Origin of the sequence: Alcanivorax profundi (assembly GCF_003597125.1) — a bacterium.
Classification (GTDB): domain Bacteria; phylum Pseudomonadota; class Gammaproteobacteria; order Pseudomonadales; family Alcanivoracaceae; genus Alcanivorax; species Alcanivorax profundi.
In genome coordinates this window covers 211,354-237,267 of record NZ_QYYA01000003.1, presented here as the reverse complement: position 1 = coordinate 237,267, position 25,914 = coordinate 211,354, and the positions used below count along the sequence as shown (strand labels likewise).

At 57.5% G+C, this 25,914-nt stretch carries 20 protein-coding genes and 1 riboswitch; of the genes, 13 read left to right on the top strand and 7 right to left on the bottom strand.

Annotation, left to right across the window (positions count from 1 at the left end; all coding sequences use genetic code 11):
* The first annotated feature begins 30 nt into the window (after nucleotides 1-30).
* On the top strand, nucleotides 31-1,665 hold the full coding sequence (locus D4A39_RS11065; RefSeq protein WP_119918117.1) for an inverse autotransporter beta domain-containing protein: 1,635 nt from the start codon (nucleotides 31-33) through the stop codon (nucleotides 1,663-1,665).
* A gap of 149 nt (nucleotides 1,666-1,814) precedes the next feature.
* Here D4A39_RS11065 and D4A39_RS11060 read toward each other — a convergent pair whose 3' ends face one another.
* The 5 genes from D4A39_RS11060 to D4A39_RS11040 all read right to left on the bottom strand — a co-directional run bounded on the left by D4A39_RS11060 (nucleotide 1,815) and on the right by D4A39_RS11040 (nucleotide 4,541).
* Nucleotides 1,815-2,036 carry a hypothetical protein gene (locus D4A39_RS11060; RefSeq protein WP_119918116.1) on the bottom strand — a complete coding sequence of 74 codons (222 nt, stop codon included), beginning with the start codon at nucleotides 2,034-2,036 and terminating at the stop codon, nucleotides 1,815-1,817.
* Nucleotides 2,037-2,281: 245 nt separating this feature from the next.
* On the bottom strand, nucleotides 2,282-2,893 hold the full coding sequence (locus D4A39_RS11055; protein ID WP_102790817.1) for a TPM domain-containing protein: 612 nt from the start codon (nucleotides 2,891-2,893) through the stop codon (nucleotides 2,282-2,284).
* 12 nt (nucleotides 2,894-2,905) lie between these two features.
* On the bottom strand, nucleotides 2,906-3,625 hold the full coding sequence (locus tag D4A39_RS11050) for a TPM domain-containing protein (RefSeq protein WP_119918115.1): 720 nt from the start codon (nucleotides 3,623-3,625) through the stop codon (nucleotides 2,906-2,908).
* Entirely contained in the window at nucleotides 3,625-4,215 is a 591-nt protein-coding gene (locus D4A39_RS11045; protein WP_199699456.1) for a LemA family protein, read from the bottom strand. Before D4A39_RS11045 ends, D4A39_RS11050 begins: the two co-directional genes overlap by 1 nt.
* A 26-nt stretch (nucleotides 4,216-4,241) precedes the next feature.
* Nucleotides 4,242-4,541, bottom strand: a complete 300-nt coding sequence (locus tag D4A39_RS11040; protein ID WP_022986916.1) for a GIY-YIG nuclease family protein — start codon at nucleotides 4,539-4,541, stop codon at nucleotides 4,242-4,244.
* A 67-nt stretch (nucleotides 4,542-4,608) separates the two neighbouring features.
* Here D4A39_RS11040 and D4A39_RS11035 point away from each other — a divergent pair, with 67 nt between their 5' ends.
* From D4A39_RS11035 to uca, 11 genes are all read left to right on the top strand, one after another.
* Entirely contained in the window at nucleotides 4,609-5,001 is a 393-nt protein-coding gene (locus D4A39_RS11035) for a hypothetical protein (protein ID WP_022986915.1), read from the top strand.
* A 72-nt stretch (nucleotides 5,002-5,073) separates the two neighbouring features.
* Nucleotides 5,074-5,436: a HopJ type III effector protein gene (locus tag D4A39_RS11030; RefSeq protein WP_022986914.1), complete on the top strand. Its 363-nt coding sequence runs from the start codon at nucleotides 5,074-5,076 to the stop codon at nucleotides 5,434-5,436.
* A 69-nt stretch (nucleotides 5,437-5,505) separates the two neighbouring features.
* Nucleotides 5,506-6,069 carry a glutathione peroxidase gene (locus tag D4A39_RS11025; RefSeq protein WP_102790813.1) on the top strand — a complete coding sequence of 188 codons (564 nt, stop codon included), beginning with the start codon at nucleotides 5,506-5,508 and terminating at the stop codon, nucleotides 6,067-6,069.
* Between the two features lie 59 nt (nucleotides 6,070-6,128).
* The gene (locus D4A39_RS11020; protein WP_031227189.1) at nucleotides 6,129-6,458 is read left to right on the top strand and encodes a hypothetical protein; all 330 of its coding nucleotides are present in this window, start codon (nucleotides 6,129-6,131) and stop codon (nucleotides 6,456-6,458) included.
* Nucleotides 6,459-6,494: 36 nt separating this feature from the next.
* A complete protein-coding gene (locus tag D4A39_RS11015; RefSeq protein ID WP_102790812.1) occupies nucleotides 6,495-7,274 on the top strand; it encodes a dienelactone hydrolase family protein in 780 nt (259 codons plus the stop codon).
* Between the two features lie 198 nt (nucleotides 7,275-7,472).
* Nucleotides 7,473-7,590: riboswitch (guanidine-I (ykkC/yxkD leader) on the top strand.
* A 56-nt stretch (nucleotides 7,591-7,646) separates the two neighbouring features.
* Nucleotides 7,647-8,711 carry a putative urea ABC transporter substrate-binding protein gene (locus D4A39_RS11010; RefSeq protein ID WP_119918113.1) on the top strand — a complete coding sequence of 355 codons (1,065 nt, stop codon included), beginning with the start codon at nucleotides 7,647-7,649 and terminating at the stop codon, nucleotides 8,709-8,711.
* Between the two features lie 72 nt (nucleotides 8,712-8,783).
* Nucleotides 8,784-9,602: an ABC transporter permease gene (locus tag D4A39_RS11005; RefSeq protein ID WP_022986909.1), complete on the top strand. Its 819-nt coding sequence runs from the start codon at nucleotides 8,784-8,786 to the stop codon at nucleotides 9,600-9,602.
* A 12-nt stretch (nucleotides 9,603-9,614) separates the two neighbouring features.
* Entirely contained in the window at nucleotides 9,615-10,406 is a 792-nt protein-coding gene (locus D4A39_RS11000) for an ABC transporter ATP-binding protein (RefSeq protein ID WP_119918112.1), read from the top strand.
* Between the two features lie 18 nt (nucleotides 10,407-10,424).
* Complete coding sequence (locus D4A39_RS10995) at nucleotides 10,425-11,141, top strand: urea amidolyase associated protein UAAP1 (RefSeq protein WP_022986907.1); 717 nt, start codon at nucleotides 10,425-10,427, stop codon at nucleotides 11,139-11,141.
* 27 nt (nucleotides 11,142-11,168) lie between these two features.
* Nucleotides 11,169-11,807 (top strand): urea amidolyase associated protein UAAP2, encoded by a 639-nt coding sequence (locus D4A39_RS10990; RefSeq protein ID WP_022986906.1) that lies wholly within the window; start codon nucleotides 11,169-11,171, stop codon nucleotides 11,805-11,807.
* Between the two features lie 87 nt (nucleotides 11,808-11,894).
* On the top strand, nucleotides 11,895-15,482 hold the full coding sequence (gene uca / locus D4A39_RS10985; protein WP_119918111.1) for an urea carboxylase: 3,588 nt from the start codon (nucleotides 11,895-11,897) through the stop codon (nucleotides 15,480-15,482).
* Between the two features lie 93 nt (nucleotides 15,483-15,575).
* Here uca and D4A39_RS10980 read toward each other — a convergent pair whose 3' ends face one another.
* Together D4A39_RS10980 and D4A39_RS10970 are read right to left on the bottom strand one after the other, a co-directional pair.
* Nucleotides 15,576-18,950 (bottom strand): FG-GAP-like repeat-containing protein, encoded by a 3,375-nt coding sequence (locus D4A39_RS10980; protein ID WP_119918110.1) that lies wholly within the window; start codon nucleotides 18,948-18,950, stop codon nucleotides 15,576-15,578.
* Between the two features lie 398 nt (nucleotides 18,951-19,348).
* Complete coding sequence (locus D4A39_RS10970; protein ID WP_119918109.1) at nucleotides 19,349-22,789, bottom strand: FG-GAP-like repeat-containing protein; 3,441 nt, start codon at nucleotides 22,787-22,789, stop codon at nucleotides 19,349-19,351.
* A gap of 237 nt (nucleotides 22,790-23,026) precedes the next feature.
* On the opposite strand from D4A39_RS10970, the gene rapA reads away from it, so the two are divergent.
* On the top strand, nucleotides 23,027-25,912 hold the full coding sequence (gene rapA / locus D4A39_RS10965; RefSeq protein ID WP_119918108.1) for an RNA polymerase-associated protein RapA: 2,886 nt from the start codon (nucleotides 23,027-23,029) through the stop codon (nucleotides 25,910-25,912).
* Nucleotides 25,913-25,914: the final 2 nt, after the last annotated feature.

Sequence of the window (25,914 nt, the reverse complement as noted above, 5' to 3'; positions counted from 1 at the left end):
CAATCCGCGTGTCTGATGCTGGGGGAAAGAATGAATCGGTTTCTGATCTGTATCCTGCCTGCCACTGTGCTCACCCTCACAACGACTGCCAGCGCGCAAACGCCCGTCACACAGAACAAATGGAGTCCCAGAATCGGGGTGGAAGGCAAACCCGGCACCGATCGCAGTCTCGGCGAAGCCGATCTGTTCTTTCCTGTATGGCAGAACAACGACACCCTCCTGTTCGCCAATCTGCGTGGACGCTTCGATAATCAGGACAGCCTCGAAGGCAATGCGGGCCTGGGCCTGCGGCACATGCTGGACACGGGCTGGAACCTGGGTGGCTACGGCTATTTCGACCGTCGCAGAACTCCCGGCGACAACCACTTCAACCAGGCCACATTCGGCGTGGAAGCCCTGTCCCTGAACTGGGACGTCCGGGCCAATGGCTATATTCCTGTCGGCACCACCGAGCACGAAGCGGACAGCGCCAGCGTCACGCAATTCACTGGTACCGGTTTCACCTATCGTGCCGGTGAAGAACGCAGCATGAGTGGCTTCGATGCAGAGATAGGCTGGCGACTCCCGCTATTCAAGCGCGATGCTGCCCACCAACTACGGCTATATGCGGGTGGCTATCGTTTCACTGACAGCAAGGCAGAGACGATAGAGGGGCCGCGCACCCGGCTGGACATGAATTTCAATGACATCCCGTTTTTAGGGCAAGGGGCGCGGTTATCCCTGGGACTGGAGCACCAGCACGATGATCCCCGTGGCAGCCAGACGTTTGGGCTGGTTCGACTGAGCATCCCCCTCGGAGGGCCAGAGCGCGGCAGCAGGCAGCCAACGCCCATGGAACGCAGAATGACCGACCCGGTGATTCGTGATGTGGATGTGGTCAGCCAGGCCGGGGCCTACGGTCGAACAGAGCACATCACCGAAACAGCCGAAGGCAAACGCATTACGGTGCTAGACAGCACCAGCATCAGCAATGGCACAGATTTGGCCACCGCGATCAATGCCGCCGGGGCCAACACGGCCGTCATTCTCAATGGGGACTACACCGACATCAATCAGCTCGCGGTACTGCAGGACGGTCAGGACATTCTGGGGAAATCGACACTATTGGCCAAAACCCCCTCGGGGAAAATCGTCAACCTCACGACACCATCCGCCAGCATTACCGGCGAAGGCGAAAATGGCAGCGGCGGCCCCAACCGTTTTTTTGAGATGGCCAACAACAGCAGCCTGGTGGGCGTCCAGGCGAGCATCAGCCGAAGCGGCTCCGTTGTGATCGCCCAAATGGATAACGTGTCCAATGTTCAGATCCACGACAATGTGTTGCACTCACAGGTCTCTGCCAGCACCGCTGCGCTCTTTCTGATAAAGAACAGCCACCATATTTCCATCCGCAACAACAACGCCACGGTCGTGGCCAATGGCAGCACGGGGCAGGCGCTCGCCTTTACCGACAACAACAGCTATATCGACTTTTCCGACAACACCCTGTTCCTTTCGGGGACCATTCTAACCACAGATATCCATACCTACCTGCTTGCCGGAGGCGTCACCATCACCAACCTTTCGGGCACCGGTAATACCGCCAATATCGCCCGCTGCTATATCGTCAGCACCTACACCATCACCGGTGCTATCGAAACCAACGGTACCGACATGTGTCCATGAGTTTATGAGCTCAGGCACGACAAAAGCGAGGGCGTTAAAGGCAACGCGAGCGGAGCCAGGGCTAACGCCTGAACCGGACAAGCGGCCAGAGGGGAGGATCTTCCTCCCTCTGGCGCGCCGTTGACGACGAACCTGGATTGCCCGCAGTCTCAGGGCCGGATAACGAAATAGAAGTCGTCGCTGAGCCGCAGTCTCAGGCAATCCGCAGCACCACTCGTTTCCCGCTCCCACTCCACAGACTGCACACCCAAATCGAATGCAGCAGTATTTCGAGCAATGTGTTTTAGGCGTTCAATATCGGTGGATTCGGTAATCAATACCGGGGGCGTTGGCGCACTAGTGGCGCTGCTTTTTTCGCGGAACAGTTTCATCGTCTCTCTCCTTGCGCCTTCAAAGCGACAGCCTGGCTGCTTTGAGATGACGTCCGCCGCATCCACCACAGAGGGCGGGAAGGCGGTTATCGTTATTCGTGCTCCTTAACAGACCCTAATGTTGTTACCCGAATTCAGGAAAAGACGCAATTATCCCGTTTTCTCATATTCCTGATATTGCAGTGACCTGGAAGCCCTGGCCGGGACGGCACTGACGCCCGGCCTTGCTCCTGAAGAATCATGGTCTAGAGAATGACAAGATGATTGGGCAGCTCGTTCTTCTGGCGGGTTGCGGGTACATGGGCAGCCAGCTTATCACCGCAGGCCGTTACCGTTTCCTGAAAGCCCTGTGCCGTCTGCCCGGCTTTGACCCGGGAAATGAAGGTATCCACTATCGCCTGCCATTCGTCATCACCGACATGTTGGGCGATCCCCTGGTCCGCCAGGATTTCCACATAATGTTCGGCTTCGCTGACGAAAATCAGCACGCCAGTGGCATCCCGGGTACGATGCAACCCTTGTTGCAAAAACGCGTTCCGCGCCAGGCTGGCAGCCCGCAAATGCTGCAGGCGACGCGGCACCAAACGGAACTGCAGGGGCTTCCAGCGGAACAGCACCGCCAGCACCAGCAGCATACCCCATTGCAGCAGCAGCGCCTCAAAGGCGGTCAGCCAGTGTGGCAAAAACAGCAGCGCCGCAGGGACCAGCAGAGACAGCAGCGCCGCCCACAACAAAGTGACATAACGGTAATCATCTGCCTGCGTGGCCAACACGGTGACCAGCTCGGCATCGGTGCGTTTTTCCTGTTCGTTGATGGCCTCGGCCAATGCCGCCTGGGCGGCTTTATCCAGTAACACTACCTGTCTCCCTTACCAGCCACCGGAGGCGCCACCGCCACCGAAACCACCACCGCCGCCGCCGAAGCCGCCGCCACCAAAACCACCACCGCCGAAACCTCCTCCCCCCATGGGCATGGGCAGGAACATGAAGCCACCGCGGCGACCACCCCGGCCGCCACCGCCCCCGAAGGAGAGCAGGAAGGTCAACACGATCATCACTGCCAGGATGCCCAGCGCCTTGAGCCCGGACACTTTCTGTCGTGGCTGCCGGGTGCCGGCATACTCACCCTTGATGGCAGCCAGAATCGCCGTGACACCAGCCTGGATGCCGCCATAAAACTGCCCCTGACGAAAGGCGGGCAGAATTTCCTGCTGGATGATCACGCTGGCCAGCGCATCGGTGAGCGAACCTTCCAGGCCATAGCCCACCTCGATACGCACCTTGCGGTCGTTGGGAGCCACAATCAGCAGAACACCGTTATCGTTGTCCTTGCTGCCGATGCCCCAGTGACGGCCCAGCTGATAACCGTAGTCGGCGATGTCATAGCCCTGCAGATCCGACAGGGTGACCACCACCACCTGATTCGAGGTATTCTGCTCGGCCCCCGCCAGCGCCTGGGTCAGGCTCTGCGTCTGGGCCGGGGTTAACAGGCCTGCCTCATCGACCACACGGCCGCTAAGCTCGGGGAACGTCGGCGCCGCCCACAGGGGAGACGCCAACAGCAGACTGAGAAACAGGAAAACGCGCATCAGTCGAAGCTGACCGCCGGTGCCTGGTCGGCCCCTTCCGAGGTCGCCTCATAGGTCTCACGGATGTCCATGTCGCTGTACAGGAAGCTGTGCCACAGCCGGCCCGGGAAAGTGCGAATCTCGGTGTTGTACTGCTGCACCGCCGCAATATAGTCCCGGCGAGCCACACTGATGCGGTTCTCGGTGCCCTCCAGCTGCGACTGCAACGCCAGGAAGTTCTGGTTGGCTTTCAGATCCGGATAACGCTCTGCTACCACCATCAGGCGCTGCAAGGCAGAGCCAAGCTGGCGTTGCGCCTGCTCAAACTGCTGCAGTTTTTCCGGGTTGTCCAGCAGGTTGCCATCCACCTGAATAGACCCCACCTTGGCCCGCGCCTGGGTCACATCCACCAGCACTTCCTGCTCATGACTGGCATAGCCCTTGACCGTGTTCACCAGATTGGGAATCAGATCGGCACGACGCTGGTACTGGTTTTCCACCTGGCTCCAGGCCGCTTTTACCTGCTCATCATAGGTGGGGATATTGTTGATCCCGCAGCCACTCAACCAACCCACCAGCATTACCAGCACCACACTACGCCACAAGGTCATTACTGTGTTCTCCATTCATGTTGAATTCAGGCATCGTCCAACCAGATCGACAGCGGGGCACGACGCTTCTCCTCACGCAACGCGGCCAGCAAGCGGTCTTTGCCAGCCCGATTCAGCCGTTTGAGTCTCGCCTCCAGCTGCGAGGCCGACGAGCGATCCCCGCCGGGTACCAGCAGTACCGGCACCACAGGACGTCGCACCCGCGTGTAGCGAGCCCCTTTCGGGCTATGGTTGTGCTCATGGAAACGGCGAGCGGGTTCGGTACAGATCCCCGTGTACAGGGACTGGTCGGCACAACGCACCATATACACCCACCACTGTTGCATGCTTTTACATCTGCCCGCGAAATCATTGCTATGATGCCAGAGACATTACAGACAACAAGGATGAAAAATGATTACGTATCTCTACTGGTTTCTTGTCGCCGCTCTGGTCATCGCCGCCCTGGTCGGTATCGGCGCTCGCGCCGGCAAGTGGAAGCCGGCCATCATCATCGCCGTGATCATCTGGCTGGTCTCCACCCTCGCCTACTATTTCTGGCTCCAGCAAGTGTTCGTCAAGCGCTTTGGCGGCACCATGAGCATCACCATCCCTGAGGAACACTACCACCTCAATGCCACCTGGAAAGATGACAACCTGTGGATCGAGGACTACGACCCTGCCACCAACGAATGCATCTTCCGTGAGTATTCCCGCGGCAACATGCTGCAGGGCCGGGTGGTACTGAAAAACTGTAATCCGCTGGGCGCCCGCAACCTGCCTGCCGCCCCTGCCGCCGGCCAATAAGGCGCCGCCGGCCTTCCCCTGTTCCGGGGATAGCGCTACCCTTCTGCGTTTTGAACCGGAACAGGAATCCCCATGAGCAATTCCGTCGAAACCCTGCTGTTTGCCCTGAACCTGATGCCTGAAGTGGTGGCATTTGAGCAGGTCCAGGCCGCCATTGACGAGCACTATGACTACACCCCGACCCGCTTCACCAATGGCAGCGGTGACGACATGGTGATCAATGAAGCAGGGACCAATGAGGGCTCCTGCAAGATCTTCGCGTTCGCCAAGCTGCACAACCTGAACGACGAGCAGACCCTGGCCTGCTTTGGGCATTTCTTCCGCGACCATGTGCTGAGCAACCCGGAAGGCGACGACCATGCCAACATTCGCACCTTCATGCGTCATAGCCTCAAAGACGTCCACTTCGACGGCGAAGCCCTGAAGCCACGATAATGTGAAACTCTTCGCGCTATCTTTACTGGAATTCCGCGAAGCTCAGTGCATCCCGAATGGAGACGATCAATGATGATGCGATGGATCCCCGCCCTGTTCAGCCTGTTTCTGCTTAGCCCCGCCAGCCACGCGGAGCAAAGCTGCGCCGCGGCACTGGATGTCACGGTGCGCAAGCTGCACTCGGACAAGCAGCTTGATCTGTGCGAAATGACCCGCAACCGCACCACACTGGTCGTCAATACCGCCAGCCAATGTGGCTACACCGGGCAATTCAAAGGGCTGGAAGCCCTTTACAAGGCCTACAAGGAAGATGGCCTGGTGATCGTCGGCTTTCCGTCCAACGACTTTAACCAGGAGCTGGGCAGCGAATCCGCCGTCGCCGACATTTGCTACATCAACTACGGTGTCACCTTCCCCATGGCCGCCACCAGCTCGGTGAAAGGCGATCAGGCCAACGCCGTGTTCCAGGTACTCAATGCCGCCACGCAAGCGCCGGGCTGGAACTTCAACAAGTATCTGGTTTCTGCCAACGGTGACGTCATCACACACTTCCCCTCCTCTGCCCAACCCCGCGGAGGAGAGCTGGAAACCGCCATTCGCCAGGCACTCGGCAAACCACCCGAGGGCCAGTAGCCGCCTGCGGCGGACCCTGATATGGTGGATAATTCCACTCACAACCTGGGATCAGTCCCGTGAAGGTTCGTAATAGCAAGGAAATACAGCGTCATCGCCTGGAACGCGATATGCAACGATTCCTGGCAGAAGGTGGATCCATTCAGGAGGTCGCCTCCGGCGTCAGTGGTGCCGACCCCATCAGCGGCAAGGGCCACCAGACGGTGCTGTTCAACGGCCCCAAAGAGCCTCGTCGCACCGACCTGACCCAGGTTGCAGCCACCATTGATTCACGCAAGGAAGCGAGAAAACACAAGCCAAAACGCCAGCGTCTGGCCCCCCGGCCACGTCGCAAGCTGGTCTACGATGATTTTGGCGAACCCCTGCGCTGGGTATGGCAGGAAAACTGATTCAACCACTTTGTTAATCTTGAAAGAGGACAGGCAATGAAACGGCTAGGGCTGTGGTTCGTGCTATTGGTCTTGGGGCAAACCGTGCAGGCGGACATCATCGAAACGCAAATCACTCTCCCCGACAATCTGGGCACAGGGGTGATGTACCTGAACGACAAACAGAAAAACCCCTCCGCAGGCGTGATCGTTATCCACGAATGGTGGGGGCTGAACGACTACGCCCGTGCCCGTGCCCGCATGCTCGCCAAACAGGGCTATGCTGCGTTGGCGATCGACATGTATGGCACCGGCAAGGTGGCCACCCACCCTAAAGACGCCAAGGCCTTCATGGAAGCCGCCATGGCGGACCCTGAAAAGATGAACCAACGTTTCCAGGCCGCCCGCACCCTGATGCTTAAACAACAGCAGGTCGATCCGGCACGGCTGTATGCCATTGGCTACTGTTTTGGCGGAGGGGTGGTTCTGCATCAGGCGCGCAGGGGCACAGACCTGGCGGGTGTCGCCAGTTTCCACGGCAGCCTCGGCACAGAACAGCCCGCCAAGGCCGGCGAGGTCAAAGCCCGGGTGCTGGTGGCCACCGGTCAGGCCGATCCCATGGTGCCTGCCGAGCAGGTCAGTGGTTTTGTCTCTGAGATGACCGCCGCTGGCGTCGACCTGCAACTGCTCAGTTTTCCCGGCGTGAAGCACAGCTTTACCAACCCCGGTGCCGACGCAGTAGCAGAACGCTTTGACATGCCGGTGGGCTATGACGCCCATGCCGACCAGGCCAGCTGGGAGGCCCTGATGGACTTCCTTGCCGCCACCCCGGAATAAAGCACCAACACGGGGCATTCCCAACCCGAATGCCCCATTTTAAATCGCACCTTCCCCTCAAACCTGCCCACCCCACCAGGCCCCAACAGCTAACCCGCTGAATTCCTTGGCAATGAAAAGGTTGGCACCCCACTTGCACCACATTCCGTCGAGGAATCGAATGGCCACGCTGCCATCACGCACTCAATACAATTTGCACCAATAGACAGCTAGGGTTCCGGTCACCTGCTTCAGGGTGATGCTTGGTCCGAGAGCTGGCGACCTTCACAGACTGACTTGGCAGAAGGTTACACGGCGGGACAAAAGCCCGGGAGAGCACGATGACAGCAGTGTCATTGGATTCCTCTCCGTCCGTAGCCAAGGAGGTCTGACATGACCCGTTCCGTACGCAACACCGCTGCCGCCGCAGCACTTTCCCTGTTTGCCGTCCTGACCCCGGCCAGTGCCGTGGCCAAAGACTCCTTCAGCATTTGCTGGTCCATCTATGTGGGCTGGATGCCCTGGGACTTCGGTGCCCAGCAGAAAATCGTCGACAAATGGGCTGACAAGTACGACATCGAGATCGACGTGGTGCAGATCAATGACTACGTGGAATCCATCAACCAGTACACCGCCGGAGCCTATGACGGCTGCGCCATGACCAACATGGACGCCCTCACCATTCCGGCTGCCGGCGGCGTGGATTCCACCGCCCTGATCGTGGGGGACTTCTCCAACGGCAACGACGGTGTGGTACTGAAAGGCACCGACGAGCTGGCCGATATCAAGGGCCAGAACGTGAACCTGGTAGAGCTGTCCGTTTCCCATTACCTGCTGGCCCGTGCCCTCGATACGGTTGGCCTGAGCGAGAAAGACCTGACGGTGGTGAACACCTCAGACGCCGATATGGTTTCTGCCTTCACCACGGACGATGTCACAGCGGTCGCTACCTGGAACCCGCTGCTCAGCGAAATCACGGCCATGCCTGACAGTCACAAGGTGTTCGACTCGTCGGAGATTCCCGGTGAAATCATCGACCTGATGGTAGTCAACACCGACACCCTCAACGCCAACCCGGACTTCGGCAAGGCACTGACCGGTGCCTGGTACGAAATCATGGCCACCATGTCCGCCGACAACGAGGCAGGCAAGGCCGCCCGTACCTTCATGGCCAAAGCCTCTGGCACCGACCTGGCCGGCTATGAGGCGCAACTGGCCTCCACCCGCATGTTCTATCAGCCCAGCGAGGCCGTTGCCTTCGTCAACAGTGCTGAGCTGAAAGACACCATGCAGAAAGTCGCGGAGTTCTCGTTTGAGCACGGCCTGCTCGGCGAAGGCGCACCGGATGCGGGTTTTGTGGGCATCGAAACCCCGGCCGGGGTATTCGGTAGCGACAGCAACATCCAGCTGCGTTTCATCCCGGACTACATGGCCATGGCGGCCGACGGAACGCTGTAAGAGAAAAGCGTCAGACGTCTGAAGCCGGGCGTCTGACGTCTAACTGGCTGTTAAACCACACCGGGATTCATCATGAAGAAACTGATCAACCGCCGACCCGGCAACGCCTTGAGCTGGGCGTTGGGGCTGCTGCCATTCCTGCTGCTGATGATCGCCTACATGGTGGCGTCTGATGCACGCCTGGCGGAGAACCCCAACGACAAGCTGCTGCCCGCACTGGACAGTTTTGTTCAGGCCATCGACCGCATGGCATTCGAACCCAGCAAACGCAGTGGTGAATATCTGCTTTGGGCCGATACGCTAGCCAGCCTGCAACGGCTCGGCATCGGTGTTGCCATTAGTGCCCTGGTAGCGGTGGTGGTCGGTATTGGCAATGGCACTATTCCACTGGTGCGTTCCACCTTTTCGCCACTGGTAACCGGCCTCTCGCTGGTCCCACCCATGGCGATCCTGCCGGTGTTGTTCATTATTTTCGGTCTGGGCGAACTGGCCAAGGTCATGCTGATCATTATCGGGATTACCCCCTTCATGATCCGGGACCTGCAACAGCGAGCACGGGAAATTCCCGCCGAACAAATCATCAAGATGCAAACGCTGGGCGCCAATACCTGGCAGATCATCACCCGACTGGTGTGGCCACAACTGATGCCGCGACTGATCAGTGCGGTGCGCCTGTCACTGGGCCCGGCATGGCTGTTCCTGATTGCCGCAGAAGCCATCGCCGCGACGGAAGGGCTTGGCTATCGGATTTTTCTGGTTCGCCGGTATCTGGCCATGGATGTGATCTTGCCTTACGTGGTGTGGATCACTTTTCTGGCGTTTGTCATCGACTTTTTACTCAGCCGCTATTCGCAATGGCGCTACCCCTGGTTCCACCAGAAAGGGCACTAAGGAGCGATACCCATGGCGATTATCGAAATGAAAAACCTGTGGAAGGAATACGGCGATCAGGTAGTTCTGGAACGTCTTAACGCCTCTGTCGAGGAGGGCGAGTTTGTCACCATTGTCGGCGCCTCCGGCTGTGGCAAGACCACCTTCCTGAAACTCTTGCTCGGCACCGAAGACGCCACCCGCGGCGAACTGCTGTTGGATGGCCAGCCTCTCCCGGCCGAACCTGACGCCAGCCGGGGCATCGTGTTCCAGCGTTACTCCGTGCTCAACCATCTCACCGCAGTGGAAAACGTGATGCTGGGAGGCGAGCTGGAAAGCAGTCGCTGGTTCGGTATCAGCGTAGGGAAAAAACGCAAACAGCTACGCAAGGATGCCCTGGAGATGCTCGAGTCCGTGGGACTCGGCCCGGCTGCCGACAAGTACCCTCATGAATTGTCCGGGGGCATGCAGCAACGTCTGGCGCTGGCCCAGGCACTGATCAAGCGTCCACGCATCCTGCTGCTGGACGAACCTTTTGGCGCACTGGATCCGGGTATTCGTGCCGACATGCACAAGCTGGTGCTGTCCCTGTGGAAATCCCAGCGCCTCACGGTATTCATGATCACCCATGACATCACCGAAGGGTTTTATCTGGGCACCCGCCTGTGGGTCTTCGACAAACCCCGGCTGGATCCGCAAGCCCCCGGGGCCTATGGCGCCCGTGTGACTTATGACCTGCCGGTAGGCGATTGTGAGAACGGCACCCTGACCAGCATCAACCAGCGCGTGACCCGCACCAGTCGCGTGCTTAACGACACCCTCTGAAAGGCCAAGGAATTCATCATGAGCGACAGCCTTTACACCACCACCCTGCCCGGCAGCGCCCACTGGTCGCTGCGGGTGCGTCGCGGCATGCAGCTGCGCTTCACCGATCTGCAAGGCGGCGCCAATCTGGCCGTACTGATGTACAACCCGGAAGCCCTGCTGGAACGCTACAACGCACCGGATACCCTCAAGGGCCAACACACTTTCAAACTGACACGGGGCAACTGCCTGTATTCCGATATGGGTCGGGTGTTCGCTTCTATTGTTGAGGATGATTTCGGTTGGCATGAAACCGTCTGCGGTACCCTCAGCGAAAAAACCTTACAGCAGAAGTACCCGGTGCGCTCCTACCAGGACCATCACAATCAATGGACCCTGAGCGGTGAACACAGCTTCCTCACCGAGCTGGCCAAGTACGGCCTGACCGAGCGCGACATGGCAGCCAATTTGAATCTTTTTTCAAAAGTGGCCGCCGCCGATGACGGCAGTTTGCAGTTTGATCCTGAAGCAGCCAGCCCCGGAGCCAGCGTCACCCTGCGGTTTGAAATGGATACGCTGGTGATCCTGCACACCTGCCCACACCCGCTCAACCCGGCAACAGACTATCCCATGAAGCCGGTGCAGATCGACATGCTGAAAGCCGATCCAGTCAGCGACGATGACTACTGCAAAAATTTCCGCCCGGAAAATGGCAGAGCCTTCGAAAACAACCGCCTGTATCACCTCGGTTTGTAATTCGCGGCACCTGACAAGGAACGAAACATGATCAAAGAAAGTTCACGACAACCGGAACAGGCCAGCTTTCGCGAAACCGTTGCGGCTGGTGATTATTTCATTCGCACCGTGAAAGCAGGGCAAACCGTCCGACTGCTGGACCTTGAGGGAAACCAGGCTGCCGATACGCTGTTCTACAGTGCCGCAGACCCGGCCGAGCGCTACAGCGCCATGGACACCCTTCGCGAACAGGGCAATGTGTACCTGACGGCGGGCACCGTGCTGATGACCAACCGCATGAACCCATTACTGGAAATCGTAGCCGATACCTGCGGTCGACATGACACCCTTGGCGGCGCCTGTGCCACCGAAAGCAACACGGTCCGCTACGATCTGGAAAAGCGTTGCATGCATGCCTGCCGGGATAGCTGGATGTTGGCAATCAACGCCCACCCGGAATTCCATCTGGCCAAACAGGACATCACTCACAACATCAATTTCTTCATGAATGTGCCGGTCACTGCAGAAGGCGGGTTGACCTTCGCCGACGGCATTTCAGCACCGGGAAAATACGTGGAACTGACCGCCTGCATGGATACCGTGATGCTGATTTCCAACTGCCCACAGCTGAACAATCCCTGTAACGGCTACAACCCGACCCCGATTGAAGTACTGATTTGGGATTAACCCTGGCGCGGTATTCCCTGGGGACGACCTCAGCGGCCAAAGGATTCAATAACGGGACGACCCGTTACCTGTCGAAGAGACGATGCCATGTTCAAGACTGTTCTGATTGCTAACCGCGGAGCCATCGCCACCCGGGTAACGCGCACACTACGCACCCTGGGCGTGAAAGCCATTGCCGTATTCGCTGAAGCTGACCGTGATTCCCTGCATGTGAGCCAGGCTGACGAAGCCTACTGTCTGGGTGACGGCAGTGCCCGCGACACCTATCTCAATCAGGACAAACTGTTTGCCCTGATGGAAAAACATGGCATTGATGCCGTCCACCCCGGCTACGGTTTTCTCAGTGAGAACCCGGATTTTGTCAAAGGGTGTGAAGCACGAGGCATTGCCTTTATCGGGCCCACGCCAGAGCAGATGAATACCTTCGGCCTCAAACACACCGCCCGCGCCCTGGCAAAAAAAACCGGCGTTCCACTCCTGCCCGGCACCGGTCTGCTGACCGACAAAGAGGCCGCCCTCAACGCTGCCGAAGAGATCGGGTATCCGGTCATGCTGAAAAGCACCGCCGGCGGTGGCGGCATCGGGATGCAGGTATGTGACAGCGCCGAAAGCCTGAACAAGGCCTGGGATACCGTGCGCCGTCTCAGCGCCAACAACTTCTCCAACGACGGCGTTTTTATCGAGAAATACATCGCCCGCGCCCGCCACATTGAAGTGCAGGTGTTTGGCGACGGCAACGGCAAGGCCGTAACACTGGGCGAGCGTGACTGTTCCGCCCAGCGCCGCCACCAGAAAGTTCTGGAAGAAACCCCCGCCCCCAATTTGCCCGACCCAGTGCGCAATGATCTTCAAAACACGGCCCGCGCCCTCATGGAAGCCGTTAAGTACCGCAACGCGGGCACCGTGGAATTCATTCTCGATCAGGACACCAATGCCTTTTATTTCCTGGAGGTGAACACTCGCCTGCAGGTAGAACACGGTGTGACCGAACAAATCTTCGGCGTAGATCTGGTGGAGTGGATGGTCAAGCTCGCCGCAGGCGACCTGCCGGCACTGGACAGCCTCGGTCCGTTCCAGCCTCAGGGCCATGCCATCCAGGCTAGGGTTTATGCCGAAGACCCCAACAAGGATTTTCAGCCCAGCGCGGGATTGCTTACTGCCGTTACGTTCCCCGACACAGATGGCAAACAGTGCCGCATTGACCACTGGATTGAAGCCGGATTGACGGTTTCGCCGCTGTTCGATCCCATGCTGGCCAAGGTCATCGTCCACGAGGACAACCGCGAGGCCGCGCTCGCCGCACTGAGCAAAACACTGGATGCCATCACGCTGGAAGGCATCGAAACCAACCGTGAGTATGTGCGCACCATTCTGGCAGAACCGGTGTTTGCAGACGGTCGCATGACCACGCGGTACCTGAACGACTATCTCTATCAGCCCCATACTCTGGATGTGCTGGCAGGCGGCACACTTACCACCGTGCAAGACTACCCTGGTCGCAGCGGCTACTGGCCAGTGGGCGTCCCCCCATCAGGGCCGTTTGACAGCCTCAGCTTCCGTCTCGGCAACCGCCTGCTGGGCAATGACGAAGAGGCTGCCGGCCTTGAGTTCACCCTTAACGGCCCGACACTCAGGTTCAACCAGGCCACCCGCATCGCCCTCACCGGCGCGGACATGCAGGCCACTCTGGATGGAGACGCCGTTGCCTGCTATCAGGCCATTACCGTGCACCCTGGCCAGGTGTTGAAACTGGGCAAGGTTCGCGGTGAAGGCGCACGTGCCTATCTGAGTCTTGCAGGCGGCATTCAATGCACGCCCTATCTGGGCTCCCGCAGCACCTTTACCCTCGGGCAGTTCGGCGGCCATGGCGGCCGTGCCCTGCGCACCGGCGATGTATTGCACTACGCTGCCGATACCGGCGAAACCCCTGTGCTGAGCGTCCCTGAAACGCTCAAGCCGGGCCTGGGCAAACACTGGACGTTGCGAGTCATCTACGGCCCCCACGGCGCGCCGGATTTTTTCACCGACGACGACATGGCCATGTTTTTCTCCACCGACTGGCAGGTGCATTACAATTCCAGCCGGACCGGCATTCGACTGGTTGGCCCCAAGCCTCAGTGGGCACGCAGTGATGGCGGTGAAGCGGGTATGCACCCCTCCAACATCCACGACAATGCCTACGCCGTCGGCACCGTGGACTTCACCGGCGACATGCCGGTCATCCTTGGACCGGACGGGCCATCCTTGGGTGGCTTTGTTTGCCCTGCTACCGTGGTGCTGGCTGATCGCTGGAAACTGGGACAATTAAAAGCCGGCGACACCCTGCGGTTTGAGGCCATTACTCTCGAAGACGCAGACGCCTTGGCCGCGGAGCAAACTGCTTGCATTACCGACCTGACGGCACCGATCCATGCCACGACAGGCAGCACCATTACCACACCGGTACTGGCATCCCTGAGCGAAAGTGACGTCGGGGTAGAGGTCGTCTACCGGGCCGCCGGTGACCGTTATCTGCTGGTGGAATACGGGCCGCTGGTCCTGGACCTGCGTCTTCGCTTCCGCGCCCATGCATTGATGTTGTGGCTGGAAGAACAGCAACTGGACGGGGTGATAGAACTCACACCCGGCATCCGCTCCCTGCAGATTCATTTCGACCCGCTCAGCCTGCCACGACAACAACTTCTCGCGCTCCTTGCCCAGGCCGAACGGGAACTGGAAAAGCAGGACGATCTGGAAGTGCCCTCGCGTATCGTGCATATCCCTCTGAGCTGGGATGACGAGGCCTGCCATCAGGCCATCGAAAAGTACATGCAGTCAGTGCGCAAGGATGCCCCCTGGTGCCCCTCCAATCTGGAATTTATTCGTCGTATCAACGGGCTCGACAGCATTGCCGATGTCAAAGAGATCCTGTTCAGTGCCCGCTATGTGGTGATGGGGCTCGGTGACGTCTATCTGGGCGCCCCGGTCGCCACGCCCTATGACCCGCGCCATCGTCTGGTCACCACCAAGTACAACCCCGCCCGTACCTGGACCGCTGAAAACTCGGTGGGTATCGGCGGAGCCTACCTGTGTGTCTACGGCATGGAAGGCCCAGGGGGGTACCAGTTCGTCGGACGTACCCTGCAGATGTGGAATCGCTACCGGAAGACCGAGGCCTTCGAACAACCCTGGTTACTGCGCTTCTTCGATCAAATTCGTTTTTACGAAGTCAGCCACGACGAACTCAACCAGATTCGTCGGGACTTCCCCAAAGGCGAATACCCGATCAAGGTGGAAGAGACCACCTTCAGCCTGAGTGCCTACCAGCAATTTCTGGATGACAACCAGCAGGACATTGCCAGCTTTACCGATGCACGCAACCAGGCCTTTGACGAAGAGCTGCAGCGCTGGGTGGAAAGCGGCCAGATCAACTTCCAGTCTGAACAGGATCTCGATGCAGACAATGGCACTGACGAAGTGGAAGGCACCCCGGTGGAATCCCCCACCGCGGGGAATATCTGGAAGCTGAATGTGGCCGAGGGCGACACCGTGAACGAAGGCGACGTGGTGGCCGTACTGGAATCCATGAAGATGGAAATCGAAATCTACGCCCCCGCTTCCGGAAAGGTTGTGGCCATTGCACGCCAGGAGGGCCAGCAAATCAATGCGGGACAGGCAATCATGGTGTTGGATTGAAGAACAGGGTCGAGCTGCGAGCTGCCAACTACGAGTGAAAAGCATTGGGCTTATCTTTTACTCGAAGCTGGAAGCTCGTAGCTCGCAGCTGCTTTAAGGCACAACCGTGCAGCTTGCCGGCCGGCTACGCTGGTCGAAGATCCAAAAGCGGTTGGTGTTCATATCATCACACGCCCAGCGCTCACCACTGGGCCAGCTGACAGTCAGGTCCGCACTCATGGCCGAGCCCATGCCAAAATGCATATCTGGCGGATTCTGGCCATTGAAGTTGGTATTGGCCATGGCGAAACGGGTCTGGGTTTGCATACCGAACTCACCACCGACATTCGCCGACACCTGCACTTTGGCTCCGAGGGCTTCAGTATTGGGGGCCTCTCCAACCAGCCGAACGGACAGGAACCGTTTACTGATACCGTGACCGGTCTGATTACTGAAGAATTGCAATCCCTTGGAATGGTCCAGAAGTGCCACATCGATATCGCCATCCCGATCATAATCGAAGCAGGTGATGCCTCGGCCATCACTGGGCAGTAGCAAGCCCCACTGTGGGGCTTGATCCACAAAGGTGCCGTCGCCCTGATTGATGAAGAGGCGGGGAAGCGCGCCGAAATATTCCTGGGCTATTTCCTGATAACGCGTCCTGAGGTCCTGTGCTTTCTCCGAGGTCACGGCATCCGCAGGGATGCTCCCGAAGCCGTTAACATGGAAAATATCCAGGAACCCATCATTATTGAAGTCCGCAAAACAGGCACCCCACCCCCAACTACCATCAGCGATGCCGGCGTTTTCTGTCACATTGGCAAAGGCAATGCCGGCAGGGCTGCTTTCATTACGGTATAGACGGTTTCCGGTGACACCCCAATTGGCCTCAGCCTCACCGTTCGGATCGAAAATAGACGTCACAAACCAGTCCAGATCACCGTCATTGTCATAATCGCCAAGCGCTGAACCCATACCATTTTCGTCAGAGATCGTATTGCGATCAGTGATATTGGTAAACGTGCCTCCGGCTTCACCTTGCATAACCACACTGGTACCAAAATCCGAAGCCAGCAACAGATCAGTCTCGCCATCACTATCTACATCGGCAAATTGTGGTGAGAAATTCCATGCCTGGGAGATTGCACCATCATACAACCCGGATTCCTGATCAAAGTGCTCGATTTCAACCCCGGCATTATTTCTCCAGAACACAGGAGCAGTGAGTACATTTCCCGGTAACCAGTGGGCAAGAAACAGCTCGGGGTAGCCATCATGGTTAGTATCAGCAAACGACATTCCATAGGTATGGCGACTCAGGGACAGTGCCGCTACCTGATAATAACTGCCGCTGTCATTGCTGGAATATATCGGCAAATTTTTCTGCTTGAGATTTCCGAACAGCATCTCCCGCCGGTAGTCCCCATTGAGATCAGCGAAAGCGATACCTGTGAACTGCCCACCCGGGTCCTCATCAAGCATATCCTGGGCATCAAAACCCAATTGCTGCCCCCTGTTTCGGTAAAAGACCATCCCTGACAAATCGCCACCGGAATAAGCCAGATCAAGCCAGCAATCATCATCAAGGTAAGCCGCACTGACCCCTCCCGCAATCATGGTAGGCTCGAGAGTCAGCAGATTCTCCAGATCCCAGGTTTGCGCTGCATAACCGTGGGGATGTTTGGGCACACCCGGCGCCCAGTAAAGCCCGGCAAGCAAACCCGAAGACACGAACGAAGGAATTCCGGTATTGAGCGACAGCAGAGAAGGCGTCGCATCGCAATCCCCAAGCTCCGCAAAAGTGGCCCTTGCAGAGGAGGTAAACTCCAACGCGACGGTTTTAGGGTAATCGGATGGATCCGTAGGAGGGTCACCCTCGTTGGGATCAGGATCAGTGGGGCCTTCGTCGGTCACCGTCGGATTCACATTGACCACTAACAGATTCCCGTCAGGATCCTCAGCCATATCCGGGGTCCACTGGCTCCTGCACACAGGGTTCTTTACGCAATCATCTGTCAATGTCTGTAAAAATGACGACAGTCGAGTCACTTCTTGCTGGGACAGGTCCCGACCGGGGAGCAAAGCTTCCCCAATCGAGAAGCTCGAGGCACTTTGCACTGATTGGCTGTGCCCAAGGGCATAATCATATCCAGGCAGACCCACAAACTGTGAGAGCTGCTGGAGAGAAAAGTCATAATTGGCCAGCCCGGATCTGGGATTGGCGTGATAGCGCAACAACTCGTCAAGAGAATCAAAGGTACCAGCATGCCCGTAGGGCATACTGACCCCGATATTCAACAGACTGGGAACCCGGAATGCGTAACGGTCTTCTTCCCTGCGAGTGCTGTTCCAGCGGCCAATATCATCTCTCTCTGCCCGCATGAAGCCCCGGCCTATTTGAGGAAAGCCAACGTTATAAAATTTCTCATTGGTGAAGAAATCGCCGCTGTGACAGGAAACACAGCCCAATCCGCCCTCTTGCGATGAAGCAAAGAACAATCTAGCCCCCTGTTTGGCAGTGACAGAAATCGCCGCTTCATTACCCTCAACATAGCGCTTCCATGGAGATTCAATGAAGATCATGGATTTCATGTAGGCCGCAAGAGCACGCTGCAGATTGGCAAGGGTAATAATGTCCGCTGCATTGGCAGAAGGTGCATCAAACGCGCTTATGAACAACTGAAGCCAGTTATCACCGGCCTGCGCCGACAGGAGAGAGACATCTACCTCTCCACGTAATCGGGCAACAAGATGCTCACGGTATCCCTCCTGGGACAAGGCACTAAAAAGGTAACCGCGCATTTCGTTGTGGTTGGTAAGCGGGAACTTCGAGAAGACTTCCAGTAAACCATCCGCCTCCGAGCCGTCCGTCAAATTACCGCTTTCAGGAGTCCTGATGGATTGACCTCGTCCTCCGGGAATGGTCTGCGATTCCAGAACAAATACACGCCCATCAAATGTCATGCTGCGGTCAAACAGCGCACTGTTGAAAACGGTCTGGCTGTTGCGGTGCATATTTGGCATACCGTCTGCTGCAGGATCGAGATCCTTGCTGACGTTAAGCCGGCGGGCGGGGCCAACCGTGGCCGGATCGGTGGGAGCAACCCCAATGCCGATCGAGAGAGCGTCTCCCCCACCCAAATCAGGCTGATGACACGTTGCACAGGATACCGACAGGTCGCCGGACAGGGTGTGGGAGAAAAACAGTAGCTGGCCCAGTTTGACCAGAGAATCCTGGTCAGGTGTCACCTGGGTTAGCTGACGCGGCGTAGCCGGATCCCCAGTAAGGCCTTGTTCAACAATGGCCGCTCTAAGCCATTCATCCAGGGTCGGTTCCGAGGGTTGCGGGTCGCCGGGAGGCGTAGACCCGGAGCCAGAACCCGAGCCGCCTGAGGAGCCACCGCCACCGCATGCCGCCACATGGATGATGAGCCAGACAAGTAACAGAACCCTGTAGCGGCGAGCCAGGCAGAGTATTCCGTGAGTCATAACAGATCCGTCGTTATTCTTCTTGATGTGCAAAATGTGCACTATGTCTCAGTATTATGACCCACGATTATCGTACGAAAATTCACCCAAACACCAACAAAATGTTCCCGTCTCGCTAAAGTGGTGATTTGGGAAGATTAGCGGCAGCCAGCCGGTAATAGGGGGGGACGAGCGCAGCTAATGCGCTTTGACTTTCTGTTTGCCGCAGCGCTCACACCGGTAAACCGTGACCAGCCGCCCTTGTCTCACATCAAACTGCTTCTCATTCCATACTTTCCACTTGTGAAAACCATGCTGACACATGCCCTTTCCGGACTTTTTCGGTAACGGCTTCTTGAAAGGAAGAACGTCTCCCATCACACCCTCAACCCCTGTTTTCGACGCTCATACCGCACTCTTTAACCCTGTCCCATGGCCTCTATCCGTTGTTTCGTACCGGATTGGCACATCGCCGGAATCCGTCGCTGGTCCAGTATGAAAAACTGGTTGGGGCTCACCCCCTCACAAACCCATTTTTCACCATCCGGCCAGTCAACGGTCATGTCGGCAACAGCGGCATCGGCCAGACCAAAGTGGAGATCGGGTGGGTTCTGGCCGTTGAAATTTGTGTTCGCCAGGCTGAACCGCGTCTGGGTCTGAAGCCCGGCGCTCTCACCCAGATCAGCCCGCACCTGTACTTTCGCGCCAAGCGCCTCTGTATTAGGCGCCTTGCCGACCAGACGGACGGAAAGAAAGCGTTTGCCCTCTCCATATCCGGTCTGATTACTGAAGAATTGCAATCCCCTGGAATGATCAACCAGGGCGATATCCATATCACCATCACGATCGTAGTCCAGACAGGTTATCCCCCGGCCATCGCTGGGCAACAAATCCCATTCCCGAGCTTCTTCCCTGAAAGTGCCATTGCCCTGATTGATGAAAAGACGGGGGTGCGACTTATGGTACTCCTTTGCGATCCCCAAATAGCGGTTCCGCATTTTTTCCCCTTCCTCGCTCTGGGCCGCACTTTCGGGAATATTCCCGAAGCCATTCACATGGAAAATATCCAGGAACCCATCATTGTTGAAGTCGGCAAAGCAGGCAGCCCAACCCCAGTTTCCGTCAGCCACGCCACTCGCGTCGGTCACGTCTTCAAGGGAAATACCCTCGCCCGAACTGGTATTGCGATAGAGTCGGTTACCCGTAACCCCCCAGCTCGACTCCGCTTCGCCACTGGGGTCAAAGATGGAAGTGACAAACCAGTCCAGGTCGCCATCATTGTCATAATCGCCAAGCGCCGCCCCCATACCATTTTCGTCACTGATAATGTTTCGATCAGTGATATTGGTAAAGTGGCCCTCGGGGTGTCCTTGCATCACAACACTGGTCCCGAAATCCGACGCAAGCAACAAATCCATCTGCCCATCGCTGTCGATATCGGCAAATTGGGGAGAGAAATTCCAGACTTGGGAAAGCGACCCATCAAACAGACCCGAGGCCTGATCATGGTGTTCCAGCTCAACCCCGCTGTTATTCTTCCAGAATACTGGTGCAGTCAGGACATTACCCGGCGACCAGTGCGCCAGAAAGATTTCTGGATAGCCATCATGGTTGGTATCTGCAAAGGAAATACCATAGGTATGCCGGCTCAATGAAAGCGCACCTGCCCGATAGAACGTTCCCGAATCGCCACTTGAATAAATCGGCAGAACTTTCTGCTTGAGATTGCCGAACAGCATTTCCCGGCGGTAGTCACCGTTAAGGTCGGCAAAGGCGACACCGGTAAACTTTCCACCAGGATCATCCTCAAGAAGTGCCTTCGCCTCGAACCCCGACTGGCTGCCCTTGTTTCGATAGAAGACCATTCCTGATTCATCCCCACCGGCAAAGGCCAGATCCAGCCAGCAATCACCATCCAGGTAGGTAGAGCTGACACCGCCAGCAATCATGGTCGGCTCGATGGTCAGAAAATCTTCCAGATCCCAGGTCTGTGCATCGAAACCATGTTTCGCTTTGGGCTCCCCTTCTGCGGAGTGCAGACCGGAGGAAACGGCCGCAGAGTGAAAGACCGTTGCACCAGTATTTTTTGCGCTTTCCGACGGCTGCGATGTACAACCTTCGATATCCGCAAATGTCGTCAAACCCGGCGCCTTGTAAGTTAATGCGAAAGTTTTCGGGTAATCACCCGGATTGGTGGGCGGCTCCCCTTCTGCTCTCCCCGCCTGTCCGGGAATTGACGCCTCGGGTTCGGGATTAACATCGACGACCAACAGATTGCCATCCGGGTCTTCTTCCAGGACCGGTACCCACTGGCTTCGACAATCGGCTTCCATGATACAGCGGTCAGTCAGGGTCAGCAGAAAGGCCTTAAGATCCGACACTTCCTGTTCACCAAGGTCACGCCCAGGAAGAAGCGATTCTGCCATTTTAAAACTGGACGCAGCCTGAACGGTTCGAGTATGGGACTCAGCATATTCATAACCACCTGTCTCAGCATATTGAGACAACTGCTTGAGTGAGAAATCGAACGCGTCCAGACCAGACACCGGATTTGAGTGATAGCGAAGCAACGCTTCGAGGGTATCAAATGTTCCAGCATGACCATACGGCATGGACTGGGAAATATTCAGCAGTGTCGGAACCCGGAATGCGTATTTATCTTCTTCCTTTCGAGTACTGTTCCAGCGGCCGATATCGTCTCTCTCGGCGCGCATGAACCCTCTTCCGATTTGAGGAAAGCCGGTGTTATAGAATTTTTCATTTGTGAAGAAATCACCGCTATGACAATGGGAGCATCCCAGGCCACCCTGTTCCTTGCTGCCATAAAAGAGCTTTGCTCCGCGCTTTGCCGCGATCGATATTGCAGCGCTATCGCCATCAACATACTGCTTCCAGGGCGAGTCGATAAAGATCATCGACTTCATATACGCGGCCATGGCGCGCTGCACATTTACCAGCGTAATCAGGCTTTGCGCATCATCATGCTCGTCGCCAAAGGCATCCCTGAACAGCCTCAACCAGTTCCGGGATCCCTGATCGTTCAACATGTCGCTATCGACCTCCCCTCGCAATCTGGCGACAAGGTGCTCACGATACGCCTCTTGTGACAGCGAGCTGAACAGATAAGCGCGCATCTCATTGTGGTTGGTCAACGGAAACTTGGAGAACACCTCCATCAATCCGTCAGCCGCTGATCCATCGCTAAGATTCCCGGACTCGGGAGTTCGAATGGATTGACCAAGCCCCCCAGGCACAGTGTCTTTATCCAGAACGAAGATTCGGCCATCAAAGGTCATGCTTCTGTCGAACATCGCGCTATTGAAAACCGTCTGGCTATTGCGATGCATATTCGGCTTGCCGTCGGCTGCAGGGTCGAGATCCTTGGAGGGATCCAGGATTCGGGAAGGGCCGACTTTTGCAGCATCATTAGGCGCCACACCAACGCCGATCGACAGCTCATCACTGCCCCCAAAATCCGGGTGGTGACAGGTCGCACAGGAAACCGTGAGATCCCCTGACAAGGTATGAGAGAAGAATAATAGTTGCCCAAGTTTGATCTTGGGGTCAGCTGCAGGAACGGTCTGCTTCAACTCCCGGGGCGTGGCCGGATCGCCGGTAAGACCGTGATCAGTGATCATCTGACGCAACCAGGCATCCAGATCAGTCTTTGCTGAAGCCGCTGCTACCGTTGCATTCGCTGACTCACCCGACGGGTTACTGTCCCCGCTATCACAACCCGATAGCATGAACACCAGCAGGGAGAAGAGCACCCAACCACCCGCCTTAACGGTAGCCAGGAACCTTCCTTCAGCCGGTCTATCCTTTTTTGCCGTCATATCCATAAACAAATAAACGCGCATTGCCAATTATTCTTCTTTGCCACCTGACAAACCCTAGCAGCGATATTCTAGCCTGTGCTGACCGGGCTTGCTCCAGCCCCCGGACCAGTGTGTCGTTATAGCGGTCTACCGGCTTGCTCGCACCGTCGTGCCAGCAGGGTTCCCGCTCCAGTGTGGACACAATGTGTTCTCAGGCATCGAAGGCGTAACCCTAAACCCGTATAATTCGCCTCCCCCAGGAATCAACCGGCAGTGAGTATGAGTGACTTTACCCCCGGCCAGCGCTGGCTGAGCGAATCCGAAACCGAACTGGGTCTCGGTATCATCAAAGAGCTGGATTACCGGCTTGTCACCGTGGAATACCCGGCGGTTGAAGAAGAGCGGACCTACGCCATCAATAACGCCCCCCTGTCCCGGGTGACCTTTGATGTGGGCGACACCATCCGTACCGGGGATGAACTGGAACTGACCGTTGCCGAGGTCAATGAGCTGAACGGCCTGAAGGTCTACATGGCCCACCCGGCCGGCGAGACAGACAACGTACAGCCGGTACCCGAGACCCTGCTGGGCCATACCCTGAAACTGAATTCGGCCCTGGACAGACTACTTTCCAACCAGCTGGCCTCCAACCGCTGGTACGAACTGCGTGTGGATGCCCTCAATGCCCACTGCCAGCAGCAGCAATCACGCATCCAGGGGCTGCGGGGCCCGCGAATCGATCATATTGGTCATCAGCTATACATTGCCGATCAGGTCGCCAGCCGTTATGCGCCGCGGGTATTGCTGGCCGATGAAGTCGGGCTCGGCAAAACCATTGAGGCGGGCCTGATTCTTCATCAGCAATTGCTCACCGGCCGCGCCAGCCGGGTGCTGGTAGTGGTGCCATCACCGCTGGTGCACCAGTGGTTTGTGGAAATGGTGCGCCGCTTCAACCTGCACTTTTCCATCTTCGATGCGGAACGTCTGGAGGCCCTGCAGCCGGAAACCAGCATTAAGGACATGCTGGCGCAGATTATTGAGGAAGAGCGCCTCGGCGAGGAACAAGGCGAAGCGCCAGCCAACAATGATAATCCCTTCCTGTCGGAACAACTGATCCTGTGCAGCACAGACTTCCTGAGCGAATGCGATATCGACCAGCTGGCCAGCGCTGACTGGGACCTGCTGGTGGTGGACGAGGCCCATCACCTGGCGTGGTCGGAACAACACCCCAGTGACTCCTATCTGCGGGTGGAAACCATTGCCCAACAGGCTCGCGGCCTGCTGCTGCTCACCGCCACCCCAGAACAGCTGGGACTGGAAAGCCACTTCGCCCGTCTGCGACTGCTGGACCCGGACCGCTACCCCAGCCTTGAGGCCTTCCGGGAAGAACAGAGCCATTATCAGGAGATCGCCCAACTGGCCGGCGAGCTGCACGACCAGCCAGACTGGGACTCCGCCCTGGTGGAAAAAGCCAAGGCCCTGCTGCCCGACATGGAGATTACACCCGATGCCCGCGACAGTGTGCTCGCCGAGCTGCTGGACCGCTCAGGCCCGGGTCGGGTCATGTTCCGCAATACCCGCCACAATATTGCCGGTTTCCCGCTGCGGCACGTCCACGGCAGTCCCCTGCCGCTCCCTGATGAGTATCGCTACGATCAGGACGAAGAACTGGAAGGCCACCTTCACCCGGAAACCCTGTACCACGATGATCGCTGGTGCACGCTGGACCCACGGGTAACGTGGCTGGAGCAGTTCTTCAAACAGCACCGCCACGACAAGGTGCTGGTGATTTGCGCCAGCCGCCATACCGCCAGCGACCTGCATGCCCATTGCAACTACAAACTCGGCATGAACATCGCCATGTTCCATGAAGACATGGACCTGATTGAACGGGACCGCGCTGCGGCCTTCTTTGCCGATGACGTGGATGGCGCCCAGGCGCTGATCTGCTCAGAGATCGGCTCTGAAGGGCGTAACTTCCAGTTTGCCCATCACCTTGTATTGCTGGACCTGCCACTAAACCCGGATCTGCTGGAGCAGCGCATTGGCCGACTGGACCGTATCGGGCAGCGCGAAGATATCCAGATTCATGTCCCCTACTTTGAAGGGCACGCCCAGGAAGTGCTGTTCCGTTGGTACCACGAGGGCATGAATGCCTTTGAGCACACCAACCCGGCCGGCCACGATATCTACCTGCGCAGCCGCGATGCGCTCGAGCCGCTGCTGAGCAGCGACCCGGAATACACCGCCATTGATGCGCTGGTCGCCGACACCCGTGTGATCGCGGATGAACTGCAAACCCTGATGGAAACCGGTCGCGACCGTTTGCTGGAACTCAGTTCCTGCGATACAGATCGTGCCGATGCACTGCGGGACGAGCTGGCGCAAGCCGATGCCCAGTCTCCCCTGCCCTTCATGCAACGTGTCTTCGATCGTTACGGTGTGGATCAGGAAGAACATTCCGATACCGCCGTGATCCTCAAGCCTGGCCCGCACATGCGCGACGCCTTCCCCGGTCTGCCGGACGAAGGGATTACCATGACCGACGACCGTGCCACCGCGCTGGCCCGGGACGACATGCAATTCATGACCTGGGAACACCCCATGGTCACAGGCAGCCTGGAAATGATCCTTGGCGAAAACCGCGGCAAGGCCGCCGTCAGCCTGCTGAAGAATCCCCGCATCAAACCCGGCACCCTGCTGATCGAAGCTATCTACACGGTGGAATCCATGGCCCCCCGTTACCTGCAGGCAGACCGCTTTCTGCCCTGCACCGTGATCCGTCACCTGCTCGATGCCAACGGCAAGAACATCAGCCAGGCGATCAGCCATGAGGGGCTCAGCCAGCAGTGCCACAAGATGGACAAGGCCCTCAGCCGCAAGATTGTCTCCAGCCAGAAAACGCTGCTGGAAAAACTGCTCAAGGCCAATGACGTGGCTGCGCGCAAGGAAGCTGACGACGTGGTGGCAGCCGCACTCATTGCCATGCGCGAAGAGCAGAACCATGAACTTGCCCGTTTGAAGGCCCTGCAGGCCAAGAATCCGGCGGTGCGGGATGAAGAAATCACCGCACTGGAACAGCAAACCGCGCAACTGGAAAAGCTGATTGGCGATGCCCAGTGTCAGCTCAATGCTGTCCGCGTCATTGTTGCCGCAGGAGAATAATC

Bases quoted from the DNA above. Each gene is read 5' to 3' on its own strand.
- D4A39_RS11025 (WP_102790813.1), top strand. From the start codon at position 5,506: ATGATGATGCGATGGATCCCCGCCCTGTTCAGCCTGTTTCTGCTTAGC.
- D4A39_RS10995 (WP_022986907.1), top strand. From the start codon at position 10,425: ATGAGCGACAGCCTTTACACCACCACCCTGCCCGGCAGCGCCCACTGG.
- D4A39_RS11010 (WP_119918113.1), top strand. From the start codon at position 7,647: ATGACCCGTTCCGTACGCAACACCGCTGCCGCCGCAGCACTTTCCCTG.
- D4A39_RS11045 (WP_199699456.1), bottom strand. From the start codon at position 4,215: ATGACCTTGTGGCGTAGTGTGGTGCTGGTAATGCTGGTGGGTTGGTTG.
- D4A39_RS11015 (WP_102790812.1), top strand. From the start codon at position 6,495: ATGAAACGGCTAGGGCTGTGGTTCGTGCTATTGGTCTTGGGGCAAACC.
- D4A39_RS11060 (WP_119918116.1), bottom strand. From the start codon at position 2,036: ATGAAACTGTTCCGCGAAAAAAGCAGCGCCACTAGTGCGCCAACGCCC.
- uca (WP_119918111.1), top strand. From the start codon at position 11,895: ATGTTCAAGACTGTTCTGATTGCTAACCGCGGAGCCATCGCCACCCGG.
- rapA (WP_119918108.1), top strand. From the start codon at position 23,027: ATGAGTGACTTTACCCCCGGCCAGCGCTGGCTGAGCGAATCCGAAACC.
- D4A39_RS10980 (WP_119918110.1), bottom strand. From the start codon at position 18,950: ATGACTCACGGAATACTCTGCCTGGCTCGCCGCTACAGGGTTCTGTTA.
- D4A39_RS11065 (WP_119918117.1), top strand. From the start codon at position 31: ATGAATCGGTTTCTGATCTGTATCCTGCCTGCCACTGTGCTCACCCTC.
- D4A39_RS11030 (WP_022986914.1), top strand. From the start codon at position 5,074: ATGAGCAATTCCGTCGAAACCCTGCTGTTTGCCCTGAACCTGATGCCT.
- D4A39_RS11050 (WP_119918115.1), bottom strand. From the start codon at position 3,625: ATGCGCGTTTTCCTGTTTCTCAGTCTGCTGTTGGCGTCTCCCCTGTGG.
- D4A39_RS10990 (WP_022986906.1), top strand. From the start codon at position 11,169: ATGATCAAAGAAAGTTCACGACAACCGGAACAGGCCAGCTTTCGCGAA.
- D4A39_RS11005 (WP_022986909.1), top strand. From the start codon at position 8,784: ATGAAGAAACTGATCAACCGCCGACCCGGCAACGCCTTGAGCTGGGCG.
- D4A39_RS11000 (WP_119918112.1), top strand. From the start codon at position 9,615: ATGGCGATTATCGAAATGAAAAACCTGTGGAAGGAATACGGCGATCAG.
- D4A39_RS11035 (WP_022986915.1), top strand. From the start codon at position 4,609: ATGATTACGTATCTCTACTGGTTTCTTGTCGCCGCTCTGGTCATCGCC.
- D4A39_RS11040 (WP_022986916.1), bottom strand. From the start codon at position 4,541: ATGCAACAGTGGTGGGTGTATATGGTGCGTTGTGCCGACCAGTCCCTG.
- D4A39_RS10970 (WP_119918109.1), bottom strand. From the start codon at position 22,789: ATGCGCGTTTATTTGTTTATGGATATGACGGCAAAAAAGGATAGACCG.